Annotated in this window: 16 protein-coding genes; 13 read left to right on the top strand and 3 right to left on the bottom strand. The window is 50.5% G+C overall.

Features of this window, described 5'->3' with window-relative positions:
- The first annotated feature begins 3 nt into the window (after positions 1 to 3).
- Complete coding sequence (locus BGX12_RS03830) at positions 4 to 423, top strand: hypothetical protein (protein ID WP_109734766.1); 420 nt, start codon at positions 4 to 6, stop codon at positions 421 to 423.
- Positions 424 to 430: 7 nt separating this feature from the next.
- Entirely contained in the window at positions 431 to 1723 is a 1293-nt protein-coding gene (locus BGX12_RS03825; protein ID WP_109734765.1) for a CCA tRNA nucleotidyltransferase, read from the top strand.
- 45 nt (positions 1724 to 1768) lie between these two features.
- On the opposite strand, the gene BGX12_RS03820 is transcribed toward BGX12_RS03825, so the two are convergent.
- Positions 1769 to 2872: a glycosyltransferase gene (locus tag BGX12_RS03820; protein WP_109734764.1), complete on the bottom strand. Its 1104-nt coding sequence runs from the start codon at positions 2870 to 2872 to the stop codon at positions 1769 to 1771.
- Positions 2873 to 2934: 62 nt separating this feature from the next.
- On the opposite strand from BGX12_RS03820, the gene lpxA reads away from it, so the two are divergent.
- Positions 2935 to 3702: an acyl-ACP--UDP-N-acetylglucosamine O-acyltransferase gene (lpxA, locus tag BGX12_RS03815; protein ID WP_109734763.1), complete on the top strand. Its 768-nt coding sequence runs from the start codon at positions 2935 to 2937 to the stop codon at positions 3700 to 3702.
- A 196-nt stretch (positions 3703 to 3898) separates the two neighbouring features.
- On the opposite strand, the gene BGX12_RS03810 is transcribed toward lpxA, so the two are convergent.
- Positions 3899 to 5194 carry a glycoside hydrolase family 5 protein gene (locus tag BGX12_RS03810; RefSeq protein ID WP_109734762.1) on the bottom strand — a complete coding sequence of 432 codons (1296 nt, stop codon included), beginning with the start codon at positions 5192 to 5194 and terminating at the stop codon, positions 3899 to 3901.
- Between the two features lie 265 nt (positions 5195 to 5459).
- On the opposite strand from BGX12_RS03810, the gene BGX12_RS03805 reads away from it, so the two are divergent.
- The 6 genes from BGX12_RS03805 to BGX12_RS03780 are packed head-to-tail and all read left to right on the top strand — an operon-like array spanning position 5460 to position 14847.
- Positions 5460 to 6197, top strand: coding sequence for a carbohydrate binding domain-containing protein (locus BGX12_RS03805; RefSeq protein ID WP_233246244.1), 738 nt, complete (start codon positions 5460 to 5462; stop codon positions 6195 to 6197).
- A gap of 15 nt (positions 6198 to 6212) precedes the next feature.
- Positions 6213 to 8723: a hypothetical protein gene (locus BGX12_RS03800; protein WP_109734761.1), complete on the top strand. Its 2511-nt coding sequence runs from the start codon at positions 6213 to 6215 to the stop codon at positions 8721 to 8723.
- Between the two features lie 18 nt (positions 8724 to 8741).
- Positions 8742 to 10967, top strand: a complete 2226-nt coding sequence (locus BGX12_RS03795) for a hypothetical protein (protein WP_233246243.1) — start codon at positions 8742 to 8744, stop codon at positions 10965 to 10967.
- Positions 10968 to 10982: 15 nt separating this feature from the next.
- Positions 10983 to 13100 (top strand): hypothetical protein, encoded by a 2118-nt coding sequence (locus BGX12_RS03790; protein WP_109734759.1) that lies wholly within the window; start codon positions 10983 to 10985, stop codon positions 13098 to 13100.
- Between the two features lie 11 nt (positions 13101 to 13111).
- Positions 13112 to 13774, top strand: coding sequence for a hypothetical protein (locus tag BGX12_RS03785; RefSeq protein WP_109734758.1), 663 nt, complete (start codon positions 13112 to 13114; stop codon positions 13772 to 13774).
- Between the two features lie 17 nt (positions 13775 to 13791).
- Positions 13792 to 14847: a glycoside hydrolase family 18 protein gene (locus BGX12_RS03780; protein ID WP_233246242.1), complete on the top strand. Its 1056-nt coding sequence runs from the start codon at positions 13792 to 13794 to the stop codon at positions 14845 to 14847.
- 427 nt (positions 14848 to 15274) lie between these two features.
- Here the strand turns inward: BGX12_RS03780 and BGX12_RS03775 are convergent, their stop codons facing one another.
- Positions 15275 to 17476, bottom strand: a complete 2202-nt coding sequence (locus tag BGX12_RS03775; RefSeq protein ID WP_109734757.1) for a cellulase family glycosylhydrolase — start codon at positions 17474 to 17476, stop codon at positions 15275 to 15277.
- Between the two features lie 343 nt (positions 17477 to 17819).
- On the opposite strand from BGX12_RS03775, the gene BGX12_RS03770 reads away from it, so the two are divergent.
- From BGX12_RS03770 to BGX12_RS03755, 4 genes are all read left to right on the top strand, one after another.
- On the top strand, positions 17820 to 18689 hold the full coding sequence (locus BGX12_RS03770) for a T9SS type A sorting domain-containing protein (RefSeq protein ID WP_109734756.1): 870 nt from the start codon (positions 17820 to 17822) through the stop codon (positions 18687 to 18689).
- A gap of 162 nt (positions 18690 to 18851) precedes the next feature.
- A complete protein-coding gene (locus tag BGX12_RS03765) occupies positions 18852 to 20258 on the top strand; it encodes a glycosyl hydrolase family 8 (protein ID WP_109734755.1) in 1407 nt (468 codons plus the stop codon).
- A 63-nt stretch (positions 20259 to 20321) separates the two neighbouring features.
- Positions 20322 to 21215, top strand: a complete 894-nt coding sequence (locus tag BGX12_RS03760) for a BatD family protein (protein ID WP_146196236.1) — start codon at positions 20322 to 20324, stop codon at positions 21213 to 21215.
- 226 nt (positions 21216 to 21441) lie between these two features.
- On the top strand, positions 21442 to 22425 hold the full coding sequence (locus BGX12_RS03755; RefSeq protein WP_109734753.1) for a MoxR family ATPase: 984 nt from the start codon (positions 21442 to 21444) through the stop codon (positions 22423 to 22425).
- Positions 22426 to 22469 lie beyond the last annotated feature (44 nt).

Below are 22469 nucleotides of genomic sequence, written 5' to 3'. Positions count from 1 at the left end.
ACGATGGATAAGTTAGTCTGGTTATTTTTTGTACTGCTGGTGGCCCTGATCACCTCTTGTGCAGGTGAACGTCAGGGGCTTGTATGCGAGGAAATCGAATACCGTCTCAATACACAGACCTATTCTCCGGACCAGCGAGCCTATATCGAAGAGGAACTGCGTGTCTGCCGTGAAGAGGAGGCCCAGAAGAAGGGTGCTGATGCCCAGTCCCGCCAGAGTATTTATGATCGCTTTGCCGCAAGTGATTCCACCAAGTCTTCCAAGCAGGAAGTTTCTGTTTCCGAAGCTTTGAAGGATTCCTCCGGCCAGGAAACCGTAAGCATTCGCGACCGCTATAAAAACGTGTCGGATGAATCTTCCAAGGAACCTGAGCCAGCTGAAGAACCCACTAATGAACCTGCGGATGCATCCAGTTTCCAGTAGGTAGCGCATGGCTCAGGTGCAGACTCTTGATGGAAAGTTCTTCGAGCCGGATCTTCCCGGCCGCCTCCTGAAAATTGCAGGTGAAATTCGTGAAGCCGGCGGCCGTGCCTATCTGGTGGGCGGCTGGGTCCGAGACGCCATGTTGGGCGGCAACTGTCGCGACTATGATATCGAAGTATACGACATGGAGCAGGATTCCCTAGTGGCAATCCTCTCGAAGTATGGCCGCTGCAATCTAGTGGGCAAGGCTTTCGGTGTCATCCATCTGGCCATGAAGGGACTGTCTCTGGATTTTTCCTTCCCCCGTACAGAAAGTAAAGTGGGCTATGGCCACCGCGGGTTTGTTGTCCATACGGATGCAAAGCTGACATTCAGGGAGGCCGCCCTCCGTCGGGATTTTACCATCAATGCCATGGGCATGGAACTTCCGGATCTGACCCTCTGCGATCCCTACAATGGGGTAGAGGACCTGAAGGCAGGCCTCCTCCGTCACGTAGGTCCCGCGTTCGCCGAAGATTCCCTCCGCATCCTTCGCGGGGTGCAGTTTGCCAGCCGCTTCAAGCTGGCTCTCGCTCCCGAAACGGTGGAAATGTGCCGCACTCTTTCTTTGGATGATCTCTCCATCGAGCGTCTTTTCGAGGAATTCAAGAAGTGGCTTCTGAAACCGGGCAAGCCGTCCCTCGGGCTGAAGGCTTTCCTGGATATTAAACTGGATGAGTATTTCCCGGAAATTCGCCCCCTGTCCGTTGCCGGCGACGCCGCCAACTGGAACGCGTTGGGTGAGTTGCTGGACAACCTTTCCGCAGTCCAGGGCCTGAATGACGACGAACGTATGGTTCTCATGTTTGCTGGCCTCCTGGCAGGAAATCCTGCAGACACGTTGAAGTTCCTTGCCCGCATTACCAACGAGATTAAGCTTACCAAGGGAGTGCCCCTCCTGCTCTCTCGGATATTCAAGTATGAACCTCAGGCAAGCATTCCTACAGACGCCGAAATTCGCCGCCTGTCTGTAGAACTTTCCGGTCTCCGTCTGTACATTGCGTTCCTGCAGAGCAATCCTATGTATGCCACGGAATCTCGTACCGCATTCGCTCAGGCTTTCAAGGCCCGTGCAGAAGAACTAGGCGTCTACGAGAAGGCTCCTGCAGCCTATCTCACAGGCAAGATGCTGATGGATCTTGGAGTGAAACCTGGCAAGGAAATGGGTGAACTCATCAAGAAAAGTTTTGAACTGCAGCTGGACGGTGAAATTACCGATGCGGACACCGCCATCGTCTGGGCTCGCGGACAATTGCTGTAAGCTGCTGAACTACGTCATGCTGACGAAGGTCGGCATCAGCTGTTATTATTTCCATCTAAATGCGCCCGTGATTCCTGCAGGCACACAGAATACGATCATGGGGATCTGAATCAGTTCCGTGGGGATGAATGCAATCATCTTCTTCTTGCTGTGCAGCTTCCAGGAAGCAATACCCAGGAAAATGAAGTCGATGATAAACTTGGGCAGGATGCTGAAGGCACACCACTGCCAGGGACAGTCAAAGAATGCTACACACCAGGGACTGATGAACATCCAGATGTAGTAGGTGTAAATCAAAGTCAGTAACAGAATATAGGGCTTGCTTTCGTAACTGGTCCCGTTGCTGCTCCAGCGAGCGCGCTGGTTGAACAGTTGCTTCCAGGTGTGTACCGGTTCCGTTTCGATGACGGCGTCCTTGTCCAGGTTGTAGCAGACCTTGGTTCCTGGAATTTTCATCATCTTGTGGATGAGCATGTCGTCATCGCCGCTGCTCAGGTTGATCAGGTCGCCGAAACCGCCCACTTCAAAGAACAGGTCCTTCTTGTAGGCAAGACATGCGGCACTTGCAACAATCGGATGTCCCCAGCTGAATCCTGCGGCTTCCATGGCGGTGTAGCCCAAGGTTTCCAACTTCTGGAACAGGTGGGGCATAGTGCGGGTGCCGTTATTCTGTTTCGGTCCCTGCACGATGCAAATACCATCGGTGAATCGCCCTGCCATAGCGGTAATCCAGCTCTTGCGGGGAATGCAGTCTGCATCCATGGTCAACAGCACTTCGTTCTTGGCAATCTTGAAGGCGCTTTCCAGGGCTCGCTTCTTGGGGCTTGCAATCTGGGGGAGGTTCGGATCCAGGGAAAGCACGCGGAATTTCGGGTGGTCGGCGGCGAACTTTTCCAGAATTTCCCTGGTGGAGTCCGTGGAACGGTCATCTACGCAAATGACCTCCCATTCCCCGACATAGTCCTGGACCGCAAGCGCTTCCAGTGTACGCTGGGCGAATTCCTCTTCGTTTCGCATGGGGACCACTACCGTCACCGAGGGAGTGGCTTTGGGACCTCTGTAACGGTGCGTCCGGATAATCCCTATTATGAAAAATAGGAACAGCAAAGCATAAATCGCCGTAAGACATCCAATAATCACGCTACCCATGGTTCCGCCAAATCTAGAAAAAACAGTATACCCGTCTGTCTAAAATTGCTAATTTCGTTGCTATGATTCACCCATCTGCCTTTGTACATCCATCCGTGAACATTCCAAAGTCCGCAACTATTGGGCCCTGGTGCCTTGTGGACGAAGGCGCCGTGATTGGGGAAGGGGTCATCCTGGAAAGCAGGGTTCACATTTATGGCCATGTATGCGTCGGGTCCGGGACTCGCGTATTTGACGGAGCCGTATTAGGGGCTCCTCCTCAGGATCTTAAGTACAATGGGGAGCCCACCCGTCTTGAAGTGGGGGAGAACTGCACCATTCGGGAATACTGCACCTTAAACCGCGGGACGGTTCAAGGGGGAGGCTGCACCCGTGTGGGTAACAATGTCCTGATCATGGCATACTCTCACGTAGGGCACGATTGCCAGATTGGGGATGGAGTCGTCATCGCCAACGGCTGCCAGCTAGGCGGTCATGTGCGCATCGGGCGTTACGCTACCATCGGTGGCGTCACCGCGATCCAGCAGCGCAATCAGGTGGGCGCCTATGCCTTTGTAGGCGGTACATACAAAGTAGATAAGGACGTCCCCCCCTGTACCAAGGCCTTCGGGACGCCGATCCGCTATGGCGCATTGAATCTTCACGCTCTCCGCCTCCATCCGGAGGAATTCCCCGAGGAACGAATCCAGAACCTGGAACGCGCCTATCGGGAACTGTACCGCGGCAAACGCCCCGCTGCAGAGGTCGTCGAGGAACTTAAAAATAGCGGGGAACCTCTGTTCAGGGAGTTCTTTGATGAACATTGGGGCGGGTCGCTGGTAAGACCTTAATATGATGTAGGGGGGGGTACCCCCTAGACCCCCGAACAAGGTACTTCGTCATCACAGGCTAACGCCTGTTTGACTCGTCCCTTGTTGTTTGAGTGGAAGCGGAGCTTCCTACTCAAGTTTTTTTCATCTTAAATAAAAAAGCTCCAAGCGATGCTTGGAGCTGAATTTTTTGAGAAAGGGATTTCCTTTCGGTAAATTACAGTCCGAATGCAGCGGGGAAACCTTCCAACCAAGTATTGGTCTTCTTGTCATAGGCTTCGAAGCCACCTACGCCAGCGAGACCCCAGTAGTGCCAAGAAATGCCCAGTGCTTCGGCGGCGGCGATTACACCCTGTGCCCATCTAGCCTTGGCTGCGTTGGTAGGCGGATTTTCGCCAGACTTGCAGGAATTTCTATTTGCGGATTCTCCACCGGAAACACCGAATTCGCCCATGTTCATGGGTAGGTACAGACCTGCAACAACGTCCGGATAAAGCTTCTTGACGGTTGCTGCATAGGTCTTCAGGTCATTATTTGCCGTCATAGAGTATGCTGCATCACCTCTGCAGGCGTAGCTATGTCCCTGGTGGGTAAATCCATAAGGTTCATAGTAGTGGCCACTGTAAATGATGTTGCCATCAGCGGGCAGTTCCAAGTTGGTGATTTCAGCAAACTTTGCGGATTGCTTGGATTCAAACATGATGGTCTTGCCCGGGGCGGCTGCGCGGATGGCCTGGTAGCCTGCATTCATGACTTCGTTAAGCTTTTCTACAGAAGACATGGTGGGTTCGTTTAGAATATCGAAAACAATCATGTCGTCGGGGAAGATGTTGAGGGCTGTTGCCACTTCAGACCAAAGGCTGATGAAATGGAACAGTTCTGCCTCGTAAAGGTCCGGATGGGTCTTTGCGTGGTTGGCGGCGAACATGATTTCGTAGTACCAGTGGAAACTGACAACTACGGCCAGGCCTGCGTTAACAGCCAACTGGATGTCTTCCATGACTCCAGCCAGGCGTTCCGGGTTCACCTTGTGGGTGACTGGGTCGGAATTATGCTGCCAGCGGACCGGCAGGCGGATGGAATTGAAACCGGCTTGCTTTACCAGGGTGAAGTAGTCGTCTGGAATAGGGTTGCTCCAGCTTGCATCCAGTTTGTCTGCGCAATCGGAATTGTAACGGCTGGCGGGAAGATTGTTGAAGAACATCTGGTCGCTGGAGGCCAAAGTGATGGACTTTGATTCTCCATTCAGATTGACGTATTCCAAATCGAACCCTTCAGTAAGGGTTCCGCAGCTCCAATAGGCTGCGCCATCCCAGGCGTTGCCCAGGTTAATACCCTTGCCCAAACGTGCATTCATGGCGCGTCCCTTGGAGTAGTCCACCTTTGCGTGGGCGGAGGATGTGGCTCCGGTGGAACCCTTGTCTTCAGCCTTTGTAAGTCCGCCTCCGTCGGAGGAGCAGCTGCAGAGAAGGGCGGATGCTGCCAGGGCTGTCAAAATCTTTGAAATCTTCATAGTGAACTCGCTAAAAAAGGTTTACAAATAGAAATTTACACTTATTCTGAGAAAAATGCACGAACATAAAAAATACTTCGGTTACGTGAGTAAACGATGAAAAATGCACAAAATGGCACCTTTTGCGTTGTGCTTCTCTAAACTGAAAGGGAAAATAAGCGGGAATTTTGGTTACAATTGGAACCAATTTAAGAAAAGTACAAAACACAATAGGAAAAAAACAAGTTATATTGTATCACAATTGAATTTGGAGATTTTGTACCCTATGAAATCACATTTGCAGAACATCATCAGGACGTGTGCTGTTGGCACCCTCCTCCTTACATCTTTTTCCTTGGCGAGCTTTAGCGACTTTAGGGATAGAGATGCTTCCCGCTTCCAGACCAAGGAAGCTAAGCAGTTCCGCCCTGATAAGGACGTTGTAAGCGTCGTTATGCGTGAAGCCATCCCCCGTGGCGGTGGCTATACTTACCAGTATCCCCGTGAAAACCCCGAACCGATCCTCACCGACAAGTTCGCTATGGAAGGCGCCCTTTCCATGGAAATCGAACTTATTGCTAGCGACTACTCCGGTGTGGCTATTTGTATTGCTGGTTCTGTGGACCTGGAGCCCTACTACGAAGACGGTGTCCTGGAATTTTGGCTCAAGGGTGCTCAGGGCGGTGAAAATGCCCTGTTCGTGCTGGTGGACGACGGTGTGAAGTCTGGTGGTGAATCCATGCAGGTCAAGCTCCGTTCCAAGAGCCTTGGCGAAATTACCACCGAATGGAAGCGTTTCAGCATTCCTCTGAAGCTCTTCGGTAAGACCGGTGTGTACTGGGATGCAAAGAATACTCGCGAAGTGATGCTTCCCTTTGCATGGTCCAACTTCAAGGGCTTCCGTCTTGAAGTCCGTAAGGACGAAAACGAATCCTTCAAGGTTTGGATTGACGATATTGTGATCAAGAAGCACGGCAAGGCTTACGAAGGCCCGGCCTACTATCCGTTCCGCAACGAGATTTAAGAGGACTAGGATTATATGCGCAAATTACCTTTTATTGCAACAACCCTGCTCTGCTCCTCTCTAGCCCTTGCTCAAGAGGATGATTACAGCGAAAACAGCTACGATAGCGAAGTTGCTACCGAAGCTGCCGCTGAAGAATCTTCCTACGAAGCTCCTGCTGAGGAAGAACCTGCACCGGCAGTCGAAGAAGCTGCTGCCGAAGAAGCTCCCGCTGAAGAACCTTCTTACGAAGCTCCTGCCGAGGCCGAACAGGCTCCCGCAGTCGAGGCTCCCAAGAAGGAAATGGCAAGCGCCGCTCCTGCTGCAGTGCCTGCCGCCGTTCTTGATGCTCCCGCTACTCTGGGTGCTGAAAAGCAGCTGGAAACTATCGAAAACAATATCGATAACCTGGCAGAAAACATGGAATCTACCCTTATGGGTAAGGATGACGCACCTCTGGCTGTGTCCGGTTTCATGGCCTTCCGCTTAAAGAACTTCCACTATCCCGATGCGCCTGAACTGCTGTCTGCAGATAAGGCTCGTACCGCGGTAGATGCAGTCTTCAAGGCTAACATTGTGGCCATGCCCAACTCTTACATGACCTTGTGGACCAACATCACCATGCCGTTCGACCTGTCCGGCCTGTTTACCAACAAGCTGGGCACTAACCCGACAAGCGTTCCGACCTATAACGAACACGCTCTGTACGATCACTCCACTGACTACTACTCCACTACGATTGACGAAGAAATGAACTTCGGTGTGGATATCCGTGCTGGTGTGTTCGGTGCATACGTTACTGCTGGTGGCGTTATCTGGGCGAACTCTTCTCCCCTTACCATGTGGGAACGTGAAACCAACCCGCGTTTCGCATGGCAGTACGAATTGTTCGAAGATGAAAAGACTGTAAGTACCTACTATAAGGAAAAGGTCTTCAAGCCCGTTAAGGAAGGTGGTCGTGCATTCTGGACCAACCGCTCCTTTGGTGGTGTGTTTGTCAGTGCTTATCAGCTGCCCTGGAACTTGACCGCTCAGGCAATGGTTTCTCAGCCTGCTGATGCTGATATCGGTACCCGTGACGGTCTCCGTATGTACGGTGGCCAGCCCGGCGAACTGGAAATGTCCGGTGATTACGATTTCCGCGGCGCTATCTACCACGGTCGTTTGGCAAAGAACAAGATTGCCGACAACCTGACTGTCGGTTTGAACTACATGGGCATCACTTTTGACAATGCCCTTGTCTATGAACCTGAATTCTTCAGCCAGTACAATAAGCTGAGCGCCGATCCGACTATTGCCAACAACCATGTGGCATCTATCGACTTCAAGGGTAACATTACCCCGAAGTTCTACTTGATGACCGATGTGGCTGTAAGCATGCAGCAGAACCAGGACTACTATAAGGCCGAAGGTGCTGCAAACGAAAGTAAGTACGAAAAGGATTCCTACGAATCTTCCATGAGCACTCCGGCTGTGGGTGTTTATGTGAAGGCTCAGAGTAAGTATGTAGAAGGCTGGCCCATGACCTTGGAAGCCATCTTCCTCCAGAAGGATTTCTACTCTCCGTATTCTATGTCTAACCCCTCTCGTTTCGTTTCCTGGCGCAAGGATGAATTCGCCCTGAACTCCGGTTCTATGCGTTACACCCCGAACATGGCTGGCTTGAACCTGAAGGTGGAACCGGAATTCAACCGTGGTCACTTGGACCTGCAGTATGGCTTGCATCGCCAGGTTGAAGAAGGTATGGACGTGATTAACTTCAACTACCGCCTGAATGGTCGTAACCTTTGGGAATCCACCAATTCCTGGACCAAGCACAAGCCCCTGTTCTGGGCTGACTCCGGTAACGCAGGTTCCCGTGCAAACGGCTACGTAGAACGTGCTGGTGTGCAGAGTGCTGGCCTCGGCCTTAAGCACAACCGCCAGCAGGGTGGTCTCCGTGGCGGTACCTGGGAAATGTGGGAAACCTTCACTGCATACGAAAATGCGGGCCAGCTCAGGGACTCTGTCGTTCCGACTCACGCCAAGTGGTCTACCTACCTGTCCGTTGCAGGTGGTTATGACATCGGTCACTGGTTCGGTACCGACCGTAACATCGTGATGAGCGGTTATGCTGCTATTTCTGGTGTTTCTACCACCATCGCTCCCATCGCCTTTAGCGAATCCCAGAGCGACATGCTCATGTGGAGCTTCTACGGTCAGTTTGAACCTGCCGTGGCAATTACCCCGTCCTTCCACCTTGTGGGTATCCTCGGTCTTGAAACATTCCGTTCTGAATATGGTTATGTAATCAATGCAATGAGCAACCAGATTAGTGCTCCTACTTCCACCAAGCCCACTCATTATGGCGAAGTGAACTCCGCCCTCTATAGCAAGGCTCCCATTAACATTATGGAAACCGCAATTGGTCTTGGCTTCGATTGGGATTTCGCCGATCGCGCAGGTCTTCACTTCCGTTACAAGTGGGCAACCCACTCCGACGAAGTTCTGTCTGCTAACGACTGGACTGGCCATTACATCACCGCTGAAACTAAAGTTTGGTTCTAACGGAGGCGCGATAACAGTATGAAAATGAATAAAAGTGCTTCAAAGATGATTACTAGAACATTAGGTGCTATTGCGCTGACTTCTGGTGTGGCCGCTGCATCCGTGGCATCCAACCAGCAACTGCTTGAAAGCAAGGTCGATTCCGCAAATGCACATCGTGGCTTGGAAGTTACCGGTGCTATTCGTGGCATCGCCCAGGCATCCTATGTGAATACCGATCAGGACCCCTATGGAAAGGCTACCATGCCGGACGTGGAACGTAATGAGTTCGTTAATGCGGACTTCAACTTCGGCTTCCGTCCTTGGGAATCTGTTCGTGCAAACGCAATGCTCCGTCTTTACGCCGGTATGCAGGATTACTTCGCTGCCGCCGCAAAGATCATCGAAGTTCCTTGGTTGAATGTAGAAGGCCAGATTGGCAATAGCTTCTACTGGACTGTAGGTGACTTCCGTCAGCAGTATTCTCCGTTGACTTTGTTCAACCCGGATGTGGACGTTCTTTATGAACCCACCATTTTTGCTCGTCAGCGCCACATGGCTGAAAAGCAGCAGCTGCTTGAAGGCAACCAGCGAAACCTGCAGGGTGCTAACCTTCAGTTCCGTCATGGTTTGAACGACGTGCTTGGTGAAATTCGCGTAGAAGGTATGTTTGCTCGCGTAAATCGTGCTCAGCCCCTGGATTTCTCCGGTGCTGAAGGCAACATTCTTCCCAACGAAACAATCGCTGGTGCAACACAGGCTTCCAATACCGATAAGTTCGTCCTTGCCGGTAACCTTGAACTCTTCCCGCTGAAGAGAAATGCCTACGTTGCCGCAACTGCAATGTACATCTTCGATAACGAAGATTCCAAGACCGTAACTTACCGTCATCCTGACAACGACCCGAACGCTTCTCTGGAAGATGAAGAAGGTAACGTCATTGTTGAAACTGGTTACTACCGTCAGGAAGCCATTAACCCCTTCGATCTTTCTACCCAGAAGACTCTTATTCTTGGTGGCCGTTTCGGTGGCGATGTGGCTGGCATGATGGGTAATTCCAAGTTGATCCTGGATGCAACTGCTGAATTGGCCTTGTCTTCCAATGATGCTTATGTTATCGTTCCCATGGTTAACGAAGATGGCGATATCGATTCCTACGTCGCTATCAATGATCCTGAAAACGAAGGCGTTAGCGGTGTTGGTTTCAATGCTAACTTGAACGTGGGTTACACTGGCGATTCCTGGAAACTGAAGGTTTCCGCTGACCTGGTCTTCAATGACAGTGCTTGGTTCAACAACCTGGCTCAGTCTCCCAAGTTCTTCGCTCAGCGTGTTTTGAACTCCGACTATGATGGAAATACTGTAAAGTTTGGTATCAATTCTCCGCTTTACACTACTTTCGACGCTCTCTATAACTTCGCTCCGAAGTTCTCTCCTGTGACTGCTTCCATGAAGACCGACGATAACGGCTTCAAGAAGCACCTGGATAGCTATGACTTCGCTCCTTATAGCAAGAACTCCTACAGCTCTACCGTTTACAGTCAGGCTCAGCTGGAACTGCTTGCTGCAATGGCTGATCCGGCAATCCAGATGGTCCTCCCCAACGGTCTTGCTACTGCAAACCGTCAGGGTCTCCGTGCAAACGTGACTTTCGATCTCAGTGATTGGCTGGAAGTTCAGGGCCTCTTCGGCATGTTCTCCCAGACTAGCCCTCTGGCTGGCCTCAGTGCTGTGGATTACACCGATTTCGGTGGTGGTCTGAAGGTTGACGTGTTCAAGGCTCTTGGTTTCAGCAAGCCGCTGGAAATCTCCGGTTCTTATCGTCATACCGAACGTTCTATGGATGCCTCTGATGGCTCTGGTACTGCAGAAATGAAGACTGACTTCATTAACGCAGGCCTCTACGTTCAGTACCTGCCTCGTCTGGGCTTCACCGCTGGTTTCCAGATGGTGAACATGGAGATGAACGATATGCAGCAGCTTTACAGCGCAGCTCAGTTTGCAAATATCGCAACAACTGCTCCGATGGTTACAGGTAAGCAGATGCAGTGGATGGTCGGTCTAGACTATTCTCTGGATAAGAATGTTTGGTTGTCCCTGAACTTCGGTATGGTATCTGTGGAAAACACCTACAATACTACAATTAGCTCTATGCTAGGTGGCAACGCAGTGAACCTGCCGGTATATGCCGATGCATCTCTGGCTGAGTTTACCAGCGAGTTTACTCAAACTGTTGTAGAAGCCTCCATTAACGTGGAATTTTAATGGGAGGAATGAAAAATGAAGAATATTAAAAAGACCTCTATCATTCTGACTACCGCGCTGATGTCTGCTGCAGCAGCATTCGCTGCCGAAGACGGTGCAATTGTCGAAAAGCAGTCCTCTCTGCTCCAGAAGCTTGATTCCCTGAATCAGTCGATTCTTGGCCTTCGCCTCAGCGGTACCGCCAAGGCGGGTGGTTCTACCTCCATGGCAACTTCTGATCAGTTCGCAGAAAATTCCGCAACTCAGGAAAACCAGGCTTATACCGATGTGAATTTGAAGTTCCTCGCTCAGCCTAGCTCTGAAACTCGCATTAATGTTCAGCTCCGCCTCCATAAGGATTGGCAGAGCGGCTACGAAGAAAACAATAACCCGGCTGTGGGTCACTGGTTCTCTTACGATGGCAATATCCTGAACAAGCATGTGGACTTCAACTTGGGTTATATGCGTGTGGGTTACACTCCGCTCACCATCAATACCCCGCAGACTGAAATCCTTCAGGAACCGGAAATCTTCGCCCAGAATCGCGTAAATGCTCTTGCTGACCGCAACCTGGACACTACTTCCCGTCGTTTGATGCAGGGTCTCAATGTTGCCTACAATAGCGGCTCTGTTGGCGCTGTTGACAACATCTACGCTCAGGCTACTGGTTCTCGTATGCGTAACACCGCTAAGAAGAACGACCAGGTCTTCTTTGACTTTGACTGGTCTGACCGTTATGCATACGGCCTCCGTGCTGGTGCAGAAATGATGGGCGCTTCTGCTGGCGTGAACTTCGTGAACATCTTTGATCGTCGTTTGAGCACTCGTTCTCGCGACATCACTACTGATGATACCCTGATGTATGACGACAATTCCGTTCTGTCTGCTCAACTGTCCTTCGATTCTAAGAAGTTGATGCCGAGTCTGCCGGTTAATTTCGGCTTGAATGGTGAATTCGCCATGTCTTGGTGGGATGTTGACCGTGAATACTATGTCACTACCTATTCCAACGAGCATGCCATTAAGGAATTGCCCTACCCGGTAGATGGAAGCACCATGATTTACGTGTCTTCCTATGCCAAGCCGAACAACTCCTTGGAAACGGTTGACTATCTGGAAGAAGATGGTGTTGCTTTCAACATTCAGCCCTATGTGGAAGGTTCCTTTAGCGGTCTGAATTTCAAGTTGAATGCAATGTACCTCCAGAACGATGAAAAGTTCTGGTCTGACTTGGCATCCTCTCCGACCTACACCAACAATACTGTGGTGTTGAACTCCAATGCCCTGTATAGCAATGTGGATGACGCTCTGGTTTCTAGCTTTGCTTCTGGCAACCTGGAAAACCTGTACTTCGCAGTGTATAATACCAATATCCTGAATGCCACCAACTTGATGACTTCTGGTGAAGCTACGGTATTGACTGAGAAGTATTCTGAATCCGTCAACATGTACAACCGTCTGTTCAATAACTTCAAGCTGTCCCACTTCTACCGCAATGGTTATGATGCCAATGCAATGAAGGGTCTGGAAGCTGCAGAAGCTATGTACCTCATGGATCCGTCCGTAAATCTGGCTTTGCCCTTTGGCATCGCTACTCCGGACCGTAAGGGTTTCGCAGTTTCTCTGGATGCAGACTGGAACGAAGCTATTTCTCTGAATGTTCGTTTCTCTCAGTATGAACAGTCTGTCATGGACAACAAGTACACCACTATCGGAGCAGGCGTAGGCATTGACCTTGGCCTTCTGGTTCCTTCTCTCGGTCGCGATATCAAGATTCAGGGCTCTTTCGAAATGGCTTCCGAATCTGATTACCTGAAGCGTTCTACTCAGCGCATTGTTGCTGGCTTCAATGCTGATATCTGGGGTCCCATTGCTCTCCAGGCTGGCTTCCAGATGCTGAACAAGAAGTTTGAAGGAGATCTCTTCGGTATTGGTATCGGTGGCCTCCTGGTCGGTTCTTCCCTGGTTCAGAATGTGGACGAAATGTTGATCCTGGCTGGTCCTCGTATTCGTATCGCTCCTGAATCCTATCTCACCGTCCGCTATGGCATGCTGAACAATAGCGTCGACTACTTCAACACTGCAACCGGTGTTGCAAGCAACCTCTCCATTGACAAGTCTCTTGTCACTGCCGAAGTAACTGTTAATTTCTAGTGAGGTTTAAAATGAAGAAGCAAATTTCTCTTTTACTCTCTGCCTCTGCCCTGGCATTTATGGCATGTTCCTCTCTGGAAGTTTCTAATCCGGAAGAGGAAAACTTCCCGGCTGACTGGTCTGCCGCTGCTTATATGGCTGTGAACCCTGATCTTCGCGCTATGCAGATCATGGACCAGGTGGCAATTATGAACCTCAAGTCCGGTGTTGCCGCCGATGCTGCTGATGACGCTGCTTTTGAAGCTGTTATGGGTGATATCGCTGTGACCTATGCTGGCTTTACCGCTGCTAACTGGGATGTCGCTGATGCTTCCAAGGTTAAGCACGTGAAGTCTTACAATGTGCATGGTGTTACCAACGAAATGGAATTGTTCGCTACTATGGAATTGGATACTGCCGCTCTTGCAATGCAGTATGTTTCCTACGGCAAGCGTGAAGGTCGTCCCTATCGTGCATGCGCTGCAGGTGAAGGTTCCATTGTTAAGGGTGATTGCCAGTCTGTTGATTTGGAAGGCGCCCTGTTCCCCACAAACTTTGACAACCACCTGTACTGCAGCAGAGAAGGCGTAACCTATTGCATCGATTGCACTGCATCCGATGAATGTCCGGTTATCTCCGCTCCTGTAACCACTCCCGCCGAAGCAGAACCCGCCGCCCCGGCCGAAGGTGAATAATAAAAGGTAGGATGAATATGAATCTCAAACTTCTTGCATCTACTATGATTGTTGCCTGTGTGGCTATGTCCCAGGCTGCATCTGACAAGGTTGTTGGCTTCTATCCTTACTGGAGCCAGTACTCTCAGTTCTATCCGAAGGATATCCGCTATAATACCGTGACCGATATCCACTACGTGGGTCTCCTCCCGGCTGAAGACGGTTCTTTGGCTTTCGCAGACGAAAATGACGCTGAAAACTTCAAGACCCTGGCTCAGATGTCCAAGGAAAACAACGTGAAGTTGATTGTTTCCGTTGGTGGTATGGAAGCTGAAGGCAATCTGAAGGCTATAGCCTCCTCTGATGAATCCCTGTCTTCCTTCGTTTCCAACGTAAGTAGCTGGATTTCTGAAAACGGTGGCGATGGCATTGAACTTGACTGGCAGAATGTTACTGCCGATGACAAGGAAGCCTACGGCAAGATGGTGAACGCTCTGGTGGATGGCCTTTCCGGTTCTATCGTTACCGCTGTAGTTTATCCCTCTGCTGGCATGGATGTCTATGACGCTGAAGCCCTGAATCGCACCGCCTATGTGGATGTGTTCATGGCTGACCAGATGACCGAGGAAAGCTCCGAAGTGGTTCCTAACCAGAGCGCAAGCTTTGTTAAGAGTACTTTGGATCAGGTTTCCGGTGCTGGTATCCAGAGCGACAAGCTGGTTCCCATCATCTTTATGTATGGTAAGACCTTCTCTGGTGCACAGGGCCTTGGCACTGCTCATAAGGGTACAGGTAGCGGTAACGATGGCTACGTTCCCTACGCAGAACTGATGAGCAAGTTCGATACTCCGGATTACAAGGTGACTTTCGATGAAGGTTCCCAGTCCGAAGTCGCTGTTAGCAAGGATGAAACCATCGTGTTCATGGGTATTCCTTCTGTAAAGGCTGTTGCCCAGCAGGTTAAGAATGACGGTATGGCTGGTGTGGCCGTTTACGACCTCTCCCAGGATCATCACGAACCTATCGTTTCCCTTCTGGTCACTCTTGGCCTTGAACTGCGCCCTGGTGTAGATTTCAAGCCTAAGAAGAAGTAATTACTCGCCTATAGAGGAAACTCTTTAAAGAAGACTGCGCAAAAAGCGCGGCCTTCTTTTTTATTCCCGCAACCCTGCTGGGTCACGCTCTGCAGGCCTCGTCATGCCGAACTTGTTTACGTTGACCACTTAGTGCTTCAGCACTTACGTGGGCATGATCCCCGGAAGGGGATGGCATCAGCTATCTTATTCCGTACCCATACCCAGCAGGCAGGCCCATATCATTGCTATACTACGTCATTGTTGTACTACGTCATGCTGACGGATGTCAGCATCGGCAGTCCTGTTCCATAGCCATGCTCAGCTAGGCTACGTCCTGCAGGATTATGCCTGCTGGTGAATGTCAGTATGGCTGTACGGACTACAGGAGACAAAAAAGCCCGCCGTTACCGGTGGGCTTTTTAAAGGATTTATTTCAGCTTCTTAATTACTTCTTTTCGAGAGTGTAGAGCTGGACGTTTGCCTCCTGGCTGAGACGTACGATGTAGTGACCTGCACGGAGACCGGAAACCGGAATCCAGTTGGCGCCTGCATTGATGTTGGTCTCGATGGACCGGAGAGCCTTGCCCTTTGCGTTGAAGATTTCAACAGTAGCGAGACCACTGTTCATTGCTTCCAGGGAAATACCTCCCTTGCTGAACTGGGCCTTGAGTGCGCCTGCATTCATCTTTTGAGAGCGGATAGAAACGTTGCCGCTATTGATTGCTGCAAGGCTATCGCCAACAACCACGGTAATGGTCAAATCCAGAGGTTCGCGTTCATCGTTGCCAGCAGATGTTGCCTTGATGGTGACGATTGCATCCTGGTTACCTGCGACCAGAGCGTTGTTCACATTGCTCAGGTAGGTGGAGGTGGGCTTGCCATCAAAGGTGTAAGTCACAGGCTGCTTACTGTAATAGGTGGTGGCGGGGAAGAAGTCTGCAACCATCGCGCCCTTTGCCACGGTAGTATTCTTGAACACGTTGCCCGGCAACTTGTCGTCACCCTTCTTATAGGTGATGGTAACAGTATCGCTATAGGCGTTATAGCCGGCAATAGCGGGGGCTGTTGCAACAACCTTAGCTTCTCCAAGAGTGCCTGTGAATTCGTACATAGGAGCCTTGGTGTTCTTTGCCGCATAGCAGAACTGGCTAGTGCACATGGCTTCCTTGATAGTCAGAATTTCGGGGTTCAGGGACCTGAGAGTTACCTGTGCTCCTTCTACAGTTTTTGTGCTACCGACAATAATCACTTCCAACTTGCCATCGCCATCCATGTCCTTGAGAGCCTTGCTCTTGGTGCAGGATCCGCCGATGAAGCAGGTTACGTCAGAGAAGCCGGAGAAGGTTTGGTTTGGTTCTTCCTTGATGGTTGCAACGGACTTGGAACCGTCACTGCCAGTAAGAATTGCAAGACCGGGCTTAAGGATGGTTCCGTCGTTAGCTACGACAGTGGGATCGCTAGAGGTATAAGTACAGCCGGACTTGAATACGTTTGCCAGGGTACCTGCAGAAGCAGTGACTTCTGCCTTAAAGCCGCAGGCGCCTGCAGCACCAGCCATAAGGCTATCTGCCCAGGAACTAGCGTGACTTGTGAGGTACTTGCTTACAATCTTACCAGAGTTGGAGTAGGTTGCTCCGTTTAGCTTAGATGTAGTATTCAGGAATTCTTCGCCAGAGAAAAGTGCGGAACCTTCAGTGGACTTTTCACCGATGGTGCTGACTTCATTACGGAGACTCCAGTTGCAGTTACTGATCTTGTTGGTTTCCATGTAGGAAGTCCAATCGTTGGTATTGCCTTCGCTTGCGCCACCCTTGCCATCGGCAGTGGTGGTGCCCCATTCGGTAATGAACACGGCATTGCCTTGACTACGGCATTTGTCAATGTTTCCGCTGTAGCTGTTCTTGGTGTGGGTTGCTGCGTAGAAATGGAAAACGTAACCGACGTTGTCGCCAGAAACTCCGCCGCATTCACCCATCTGAGACCATCTGGGTGTACCCACCAGAGCCAGGTTCTTGGAACCTGCTGCGCGAATGCCGCTAATGACGGAATTTGCGTAGCTAGCGATGGTGCCCATGCTCTGGTTCACCGGTTCGTTAAACACTTCCCAGATGATGTTGGGCACATTGGCATATTTCTTAGCCATTTCGGAGAAGAAGTCAGCTGCGAGAGCCTGTTCCTTATCGGCGCGATGACTATGCCAGTCAATAATCAGATAAATATCGTTTTCGATGGCAGCTTCTACCATCTGGTCAATGATGCCTTTCTGCTTATCGGGATTACCCTTGTAAGAGTAGTTGACGTCCATTTCGCCGCTGGTACCGCCCTGGCTATCGTAATACTGGATACCCATGGCATAACGGATTACGTCTACCTTCAGATTTTCTGCAGCCCACTTCATCACGTTCTTGTTGTAGTACTGCAGGCCTGTAGCGTCAGACCAGAACATACTCATGCCACGAAGCATGACTTCTTTCTTGTTGGAAAGGCTAACGATTTTATTGCCGCTTGTTCCAAGAGTACCGTAGTTAGAAACGGGGCCGACACGGAGGGGCTTTGCGGTGGCAGCGCTTGCGTTTGCCAGGGTGGTGCCCATGAGAAGAGACCCGCCTAGGACCAGGGCCTTCATAGATTTGCTGAAAAATGTCATAAATGACTCCTTTCTAACAAAGATAATTAAAAATGGAGGTCGCAATTGTAAATATATATATAGGGGTTGTTTACGTTAGCAACCTAAGTGCGGGGATAATTTTAGATTTATGGGGATAAATATGCGGTAATTTTTTTTTTACAGTGATGATGCTAACACAAAAAGAACGCGAAAAAAACGATTTTGGGGGTTAAAGTGTCGATTTTTGTGATTTACGCCATATGGAGACGGCTGTATACGAAAAAAAAAGAAGGGGGGTTATTGCTTATTCGAAAAAAAAAGATATATTTGCAGCAAACCCTGTCCCCTTTTTGGGGATTAACAAAAAAAAGAGAGAGATACTATGAATAAGAAACTGACTCTTGCTGCTCTTGCTGCTGCTGCTGTTGCAGCATCTGCATTCACCTCTACCTCCATGTCTTGGGATGGTTCCGATACTGAAGGTAAGGTTATTACCGGTTCTGATGAAGAAACTGCCGGTTACTGGTACTTCTACGACGACAACGCTGCACCGAACAATGGTGACTCCAAGATCGTTTTCCCGTCTGACGTTGAAGAAAATACCTACGGTAACTTCTTTGGTCCCCTCTGCGAAGCTTACGGTGGTATCAAGGCTACCATTCAGATCGGTACCGCTTACGAATATCCGTTCGTAGGTTTCGGTTTCAACATCGTTTCTGAAAACCAGGAAGGTGCTGACATCTCCGCTTGGGGTGGCATCGCTCTGGCTTACAACTCCACCGGTGGTTTCGCTGTGGAACTGGGTGTTGAAGACGAAGCAAACGTTACCGAATACAACAACTACAAGGCTACCGCTGCTAAGGGTAGTCAGTCTACCTCCATCGCTTGGGCAAAGTTCAAGCAGGAAGCAGGCTGGGGCCAGAAGGTTGACCAGGACGTCGTTCTTTCCAAGACTGCAGCTATCAAGCTGAAGTTCACTGCTGATGCAGACTTCCTCCTGACTTGCATTGCTGACGCTAAAACTGGTTGCGGTACTGGTGCTATCAAGGCTGCTTCCGCACAGGGCGCTCTCAATGCTCAGCTCAACGGCCGTACCCTCTCCTTCGGTAAGACTGTTAAGGCTGAACTGGTTAACCTCCAGGGCCAGGTCATTGCTTCCGTTAACGCTTCCTCCATGGACCTCTCCAAGGTTCAGGCTGGCGTCTACATGGTCCGCGCAGAAGGCCTTTCTCAGCGCATCATGGTGAAGTAATTTTACTCCGGTAAAAAGACTTTAAAAAAGGGTTGCGGTTCACCGCAGCCTTTTTTTGTATTGTAAATCACAAACGCCCCTTGGGGGCTTTTTTTTTGGTTACGTAAGGAAAAAACCGGCTGTTTCTAAAGTATATTTAAGCAAAAATATTTAGAGGTTTTTATGATCTTGAAAAAACTACTTACTGCTGCATTGCCGCTGGGCTTTGCTTTCGGATTGAACGCCTGTAGTAGCGATGAAACTTCTTCCCCGGTGATTCCGGATACTCCGGCTCCGGTTCCTGCATCCTCTGCAGCTGCAGTGGATCCGCTTCCTTCTACTCCGGTTGTAACACCCTCTGCAAAGACCTATGGTTCTTTGCCTGCTACCGCCAATGCAGCAGGTGCTATGAATTGGTATGCCCTTTGGAAGGGTATTTACTTTAAGACTTATGAAGAAGAGGCTACAAAATATCCTGCTGCAGCCGCTTCCATGGATTGGGCCGCAATTTTTGCCCCCTATCTTGCATCTGGCTTGATGCCTGGCCGTGTGGTCTGGGATACCAATAGCGACTCCTATTGTGAAATTGAAGGTGCTACCGACTCCTATAAGAAGCGTGGCTGTACCGTCTCCGAAGGTGTGGGTTACGGCATGCTCCTTTCCTATTTCGCAGGTGACTATGCTACCCTGAATTCTCTGTGGACTTATAACAGAGGTTATCGTGCCTATCTGGGTACTTCTAATCTGATGCCCTGGAGAACGGGTACTTATTCTTACGAATCCTTGGGTTCTGCTGCTAATACCTCTTCTGCAACGGATGCGGATTTGGATATTGCAACCTCCTTGATTCTGACTTACTATGCAACTGGTAGTGAAGCATATAAGAACGATGCCTTGCTGATTGTCAATGATATGTGGGATAAGGAAATTAGCCCCACTAAGATGATCTATTCTGGTGATACCCCCACCTGGAAGAAGGAAACCAGTGCTTACAACTTGAGCTACTTCTCTCCGGTGGCCTTGAGGCTCTTTGCTTTGATCGACCCTGCCCATGACTGGACTGGTGTCCTTAACACCATGTACGATTTCATGATCAATGTTCAGGCTGCTGGTACGGGCGTGTTCCCGGACTGGGTGGATTACACGGGTAAGGCTATCAATCCTAACAACCATAGTGCCGATAAGACCTACTGGATGTTCCATCAGGAATCTGTCCGTATTCCTTGGCGTATTGCTTGGGACTACTATTGGACTCAGGATCCTCGCGCTCTGCAGGTGCTGACCACCTTGAACAACTTCATTTCTACCAAGTCCGGTGGTGATCCGGCTAACCTGGAAACGACTGGTAAGGTGATGTATTCTGCTGTGCCGGGTATGGCTGATGGTTCTGTGAACTCCCTCCATCCGCACTGGCATGGTGCATGGTGCTTGACCGGTATGGGCGCAAATCAGGCCTGGCTTGATGCTTGTACTGCAAGCTTCAACGCAAGAACCATTGCAAACTTCAACTACTTCCCCCATATTCTTCAGACGATGTATGGCGAACTGTTGAACGGTCTCTTCGTGAAGCCGGCTGGCCTGCCGTTCTAATTCAGATAAGAATTGCAATAAAGCCCGATGCCTAAGGTATCGGGCTTTTTGTATATTCAGGTCATGGAAAATGATTCTTCACTTGTTGTTCTTCCGGCTGATTCTGCTAGTAATACAAACGTAGCCATGGATACGGCTGCACCTGCAATCCAGATGCCGACTCCGGAACAGTTGGGAATAGCTGTTTCTGCTGGTGTAAAGGATGCCTCTGGTACTGTTATGCCCATTACGGTTACGGTAGGGGATACCATTCAGTTCCCCGTAACAGTAAGCTGGAGTGTGCAAGGCAGTGCCCTGTTGGTGGTTCCTACAGGAACAGCATCCGCGAAGGGCCTTACCCAGGTGGGGGTGAGTCAGGAATCTGCTCGCAGCGTGAAGGATGGTAAGGAAGTTGCTTCTATTACCTTTAATTACAAGATTGTGGCCCAGGATACGGGTAACTTGAGCATTCCCGTTATGAAATTCGAGATTCCTACCCAAATGGGACAATCCTTAACCTTGCGTACGGAAAGCGTGCCGGTCCGTGTGGACGGGCAGGTGAATGTGTTGCCTGCTATTGTAGGCGGTGCGGTTGCTGTAGTTGTGTTGTTGGCGGGCTTGTGGCGTCTAAAGCGTAGGGCTGCCGCCAAGGCTGCTACCGCCGCCAAGAATGCCGCTGTAGACGCGCTTCGCGAACAGATGCAGGTGTTGAAGCGCCGAATCAATACGGCGGATTGCCGCGAATGGTTGCTGGACCTTGAAAAGGTCTGCAAGGCCTATGCCGCGGATCGCTTTGGTCTGGATGCGGACAAGGTCAAGTTGGAAGTTCTTTTGAAGCAGGGCGACCTGGAAGGCTGGGAGTCCTTGCTGGAAAAGTTTGCCGATGCCCGCTATGGTGGCGGAAAGCGGGACGCCTTCGAAAATAAGGAAACCTGGAAGGCTGCCATGAAGCTGATGGGGATTGAGGAAGAGCTTTAGGGGCTAGAGACTAGGATCTAGAGGTTAGGGCTACAGGATGCAAGCGCCTGCTTCTTTTAAACGAATGTGATTTTTTTCCGCAGCATATTCCCGACGCCCCTAGTTTCTAATTTCTAGTTTCTAGTCTCTATTACCCCCTGTACCCTACCCCCTATCCTCTCTACAAAATGGTTTAATTGGAAAAAAATTTGTAAATTCAAGTCGTAAGTAAAACGAGGATTTAAAAATGGATATTCAGGAACTTTCTGAAAAGATTCGTCAGCAGAGTGCTTTCTGCCAAAATTTGTTGCGTGAAGTGGAAGATACCGTCATTGGCCAGAAGGGCATGGTGGAAAGTATTTTGACCGGCATCTTGGCCGATGGCCATGTTCTTCTGGAAGGTCTTCCGGGCCTTGCAAAGACTACTGCGGTGAAGGCTTTTGCCGATGCTGTTTCCCTGGACTTTAAGCGTATCCAGTTTACCCCGGACCTTTTGCCGGCTGATTTGCTGGGTACCACCATCTATAACGCCCGCGAGGCAAAGTTCGAGACCCGCAAGGGCCCGCTGTTCACCAACCTGGTGCTGGCTGACGAAATCAACCGTGCGCCTTCCAAGGTACAGAGCGCCCTCTTGGAAGCTATGCAGGAACGTCATATCACTATCGGTGACGAAACCTTTAAGCTGGACGAACCTTTCCTGGTGCTTGCAACCCAGAACCCCATCGAGCAGGAAGGTACCTACCCGCTGCCTGAAGCCCAGGTGGACCGTTTCCTCTTGAAGGTGAAGGTTAGTTACCCCAACAAGGCCGACGAAATGCGCATTCTTGACGCTGTGGCCGGTGCTGGCCTTCGTCAGCCCAATGCTGTGGCTACCAAGGAAGATATCTTGAAGGCTCGTGAACTTGTTAAGCAGGTCTACGTGGACGAACGCGTTCGCGAATATATCGTGAACCTGGTGCTGGCCACCCGCGATCCGGGCAGCATCAAGCGCGCCGACTTGGTGGGCTTTATCGAAGTGGGTGCGTCTCCCCGAGCCTCCATCGGTCTTGCCCAGGCTGCTAAGGCCCACGCATTTATCCAGGGCCGCGCCTACGTTACCCCGGAAGATGTGAAGGCTGTTGCCATGGAAGTGCTGCGTCACCGTATCATCCTGAGCTACGAAGCTGAAGCCGAGGAAATCACCGCAGAAACTGTGGTCCAGAAGATCCTGGATTCCGTGGAAGTGCCGTAAGGCGAGAGCCGCGGAAATGAACTTGTTCATTTCCATGGCCGAGC

It is taken from the genome of Fibrobacter sp. UWR4, from assembly GCF_003149045.1.
GTDB lineage: Bacteria > Fibrobacterota > Fibrobacteria > Fibrobacterales > Fibrobacteraceae > Fibrobacter.
Note: the sequence above shows the minus strand (reverse complement) of the source record. Positions and strands in the feature narration are given on the sequence as shown.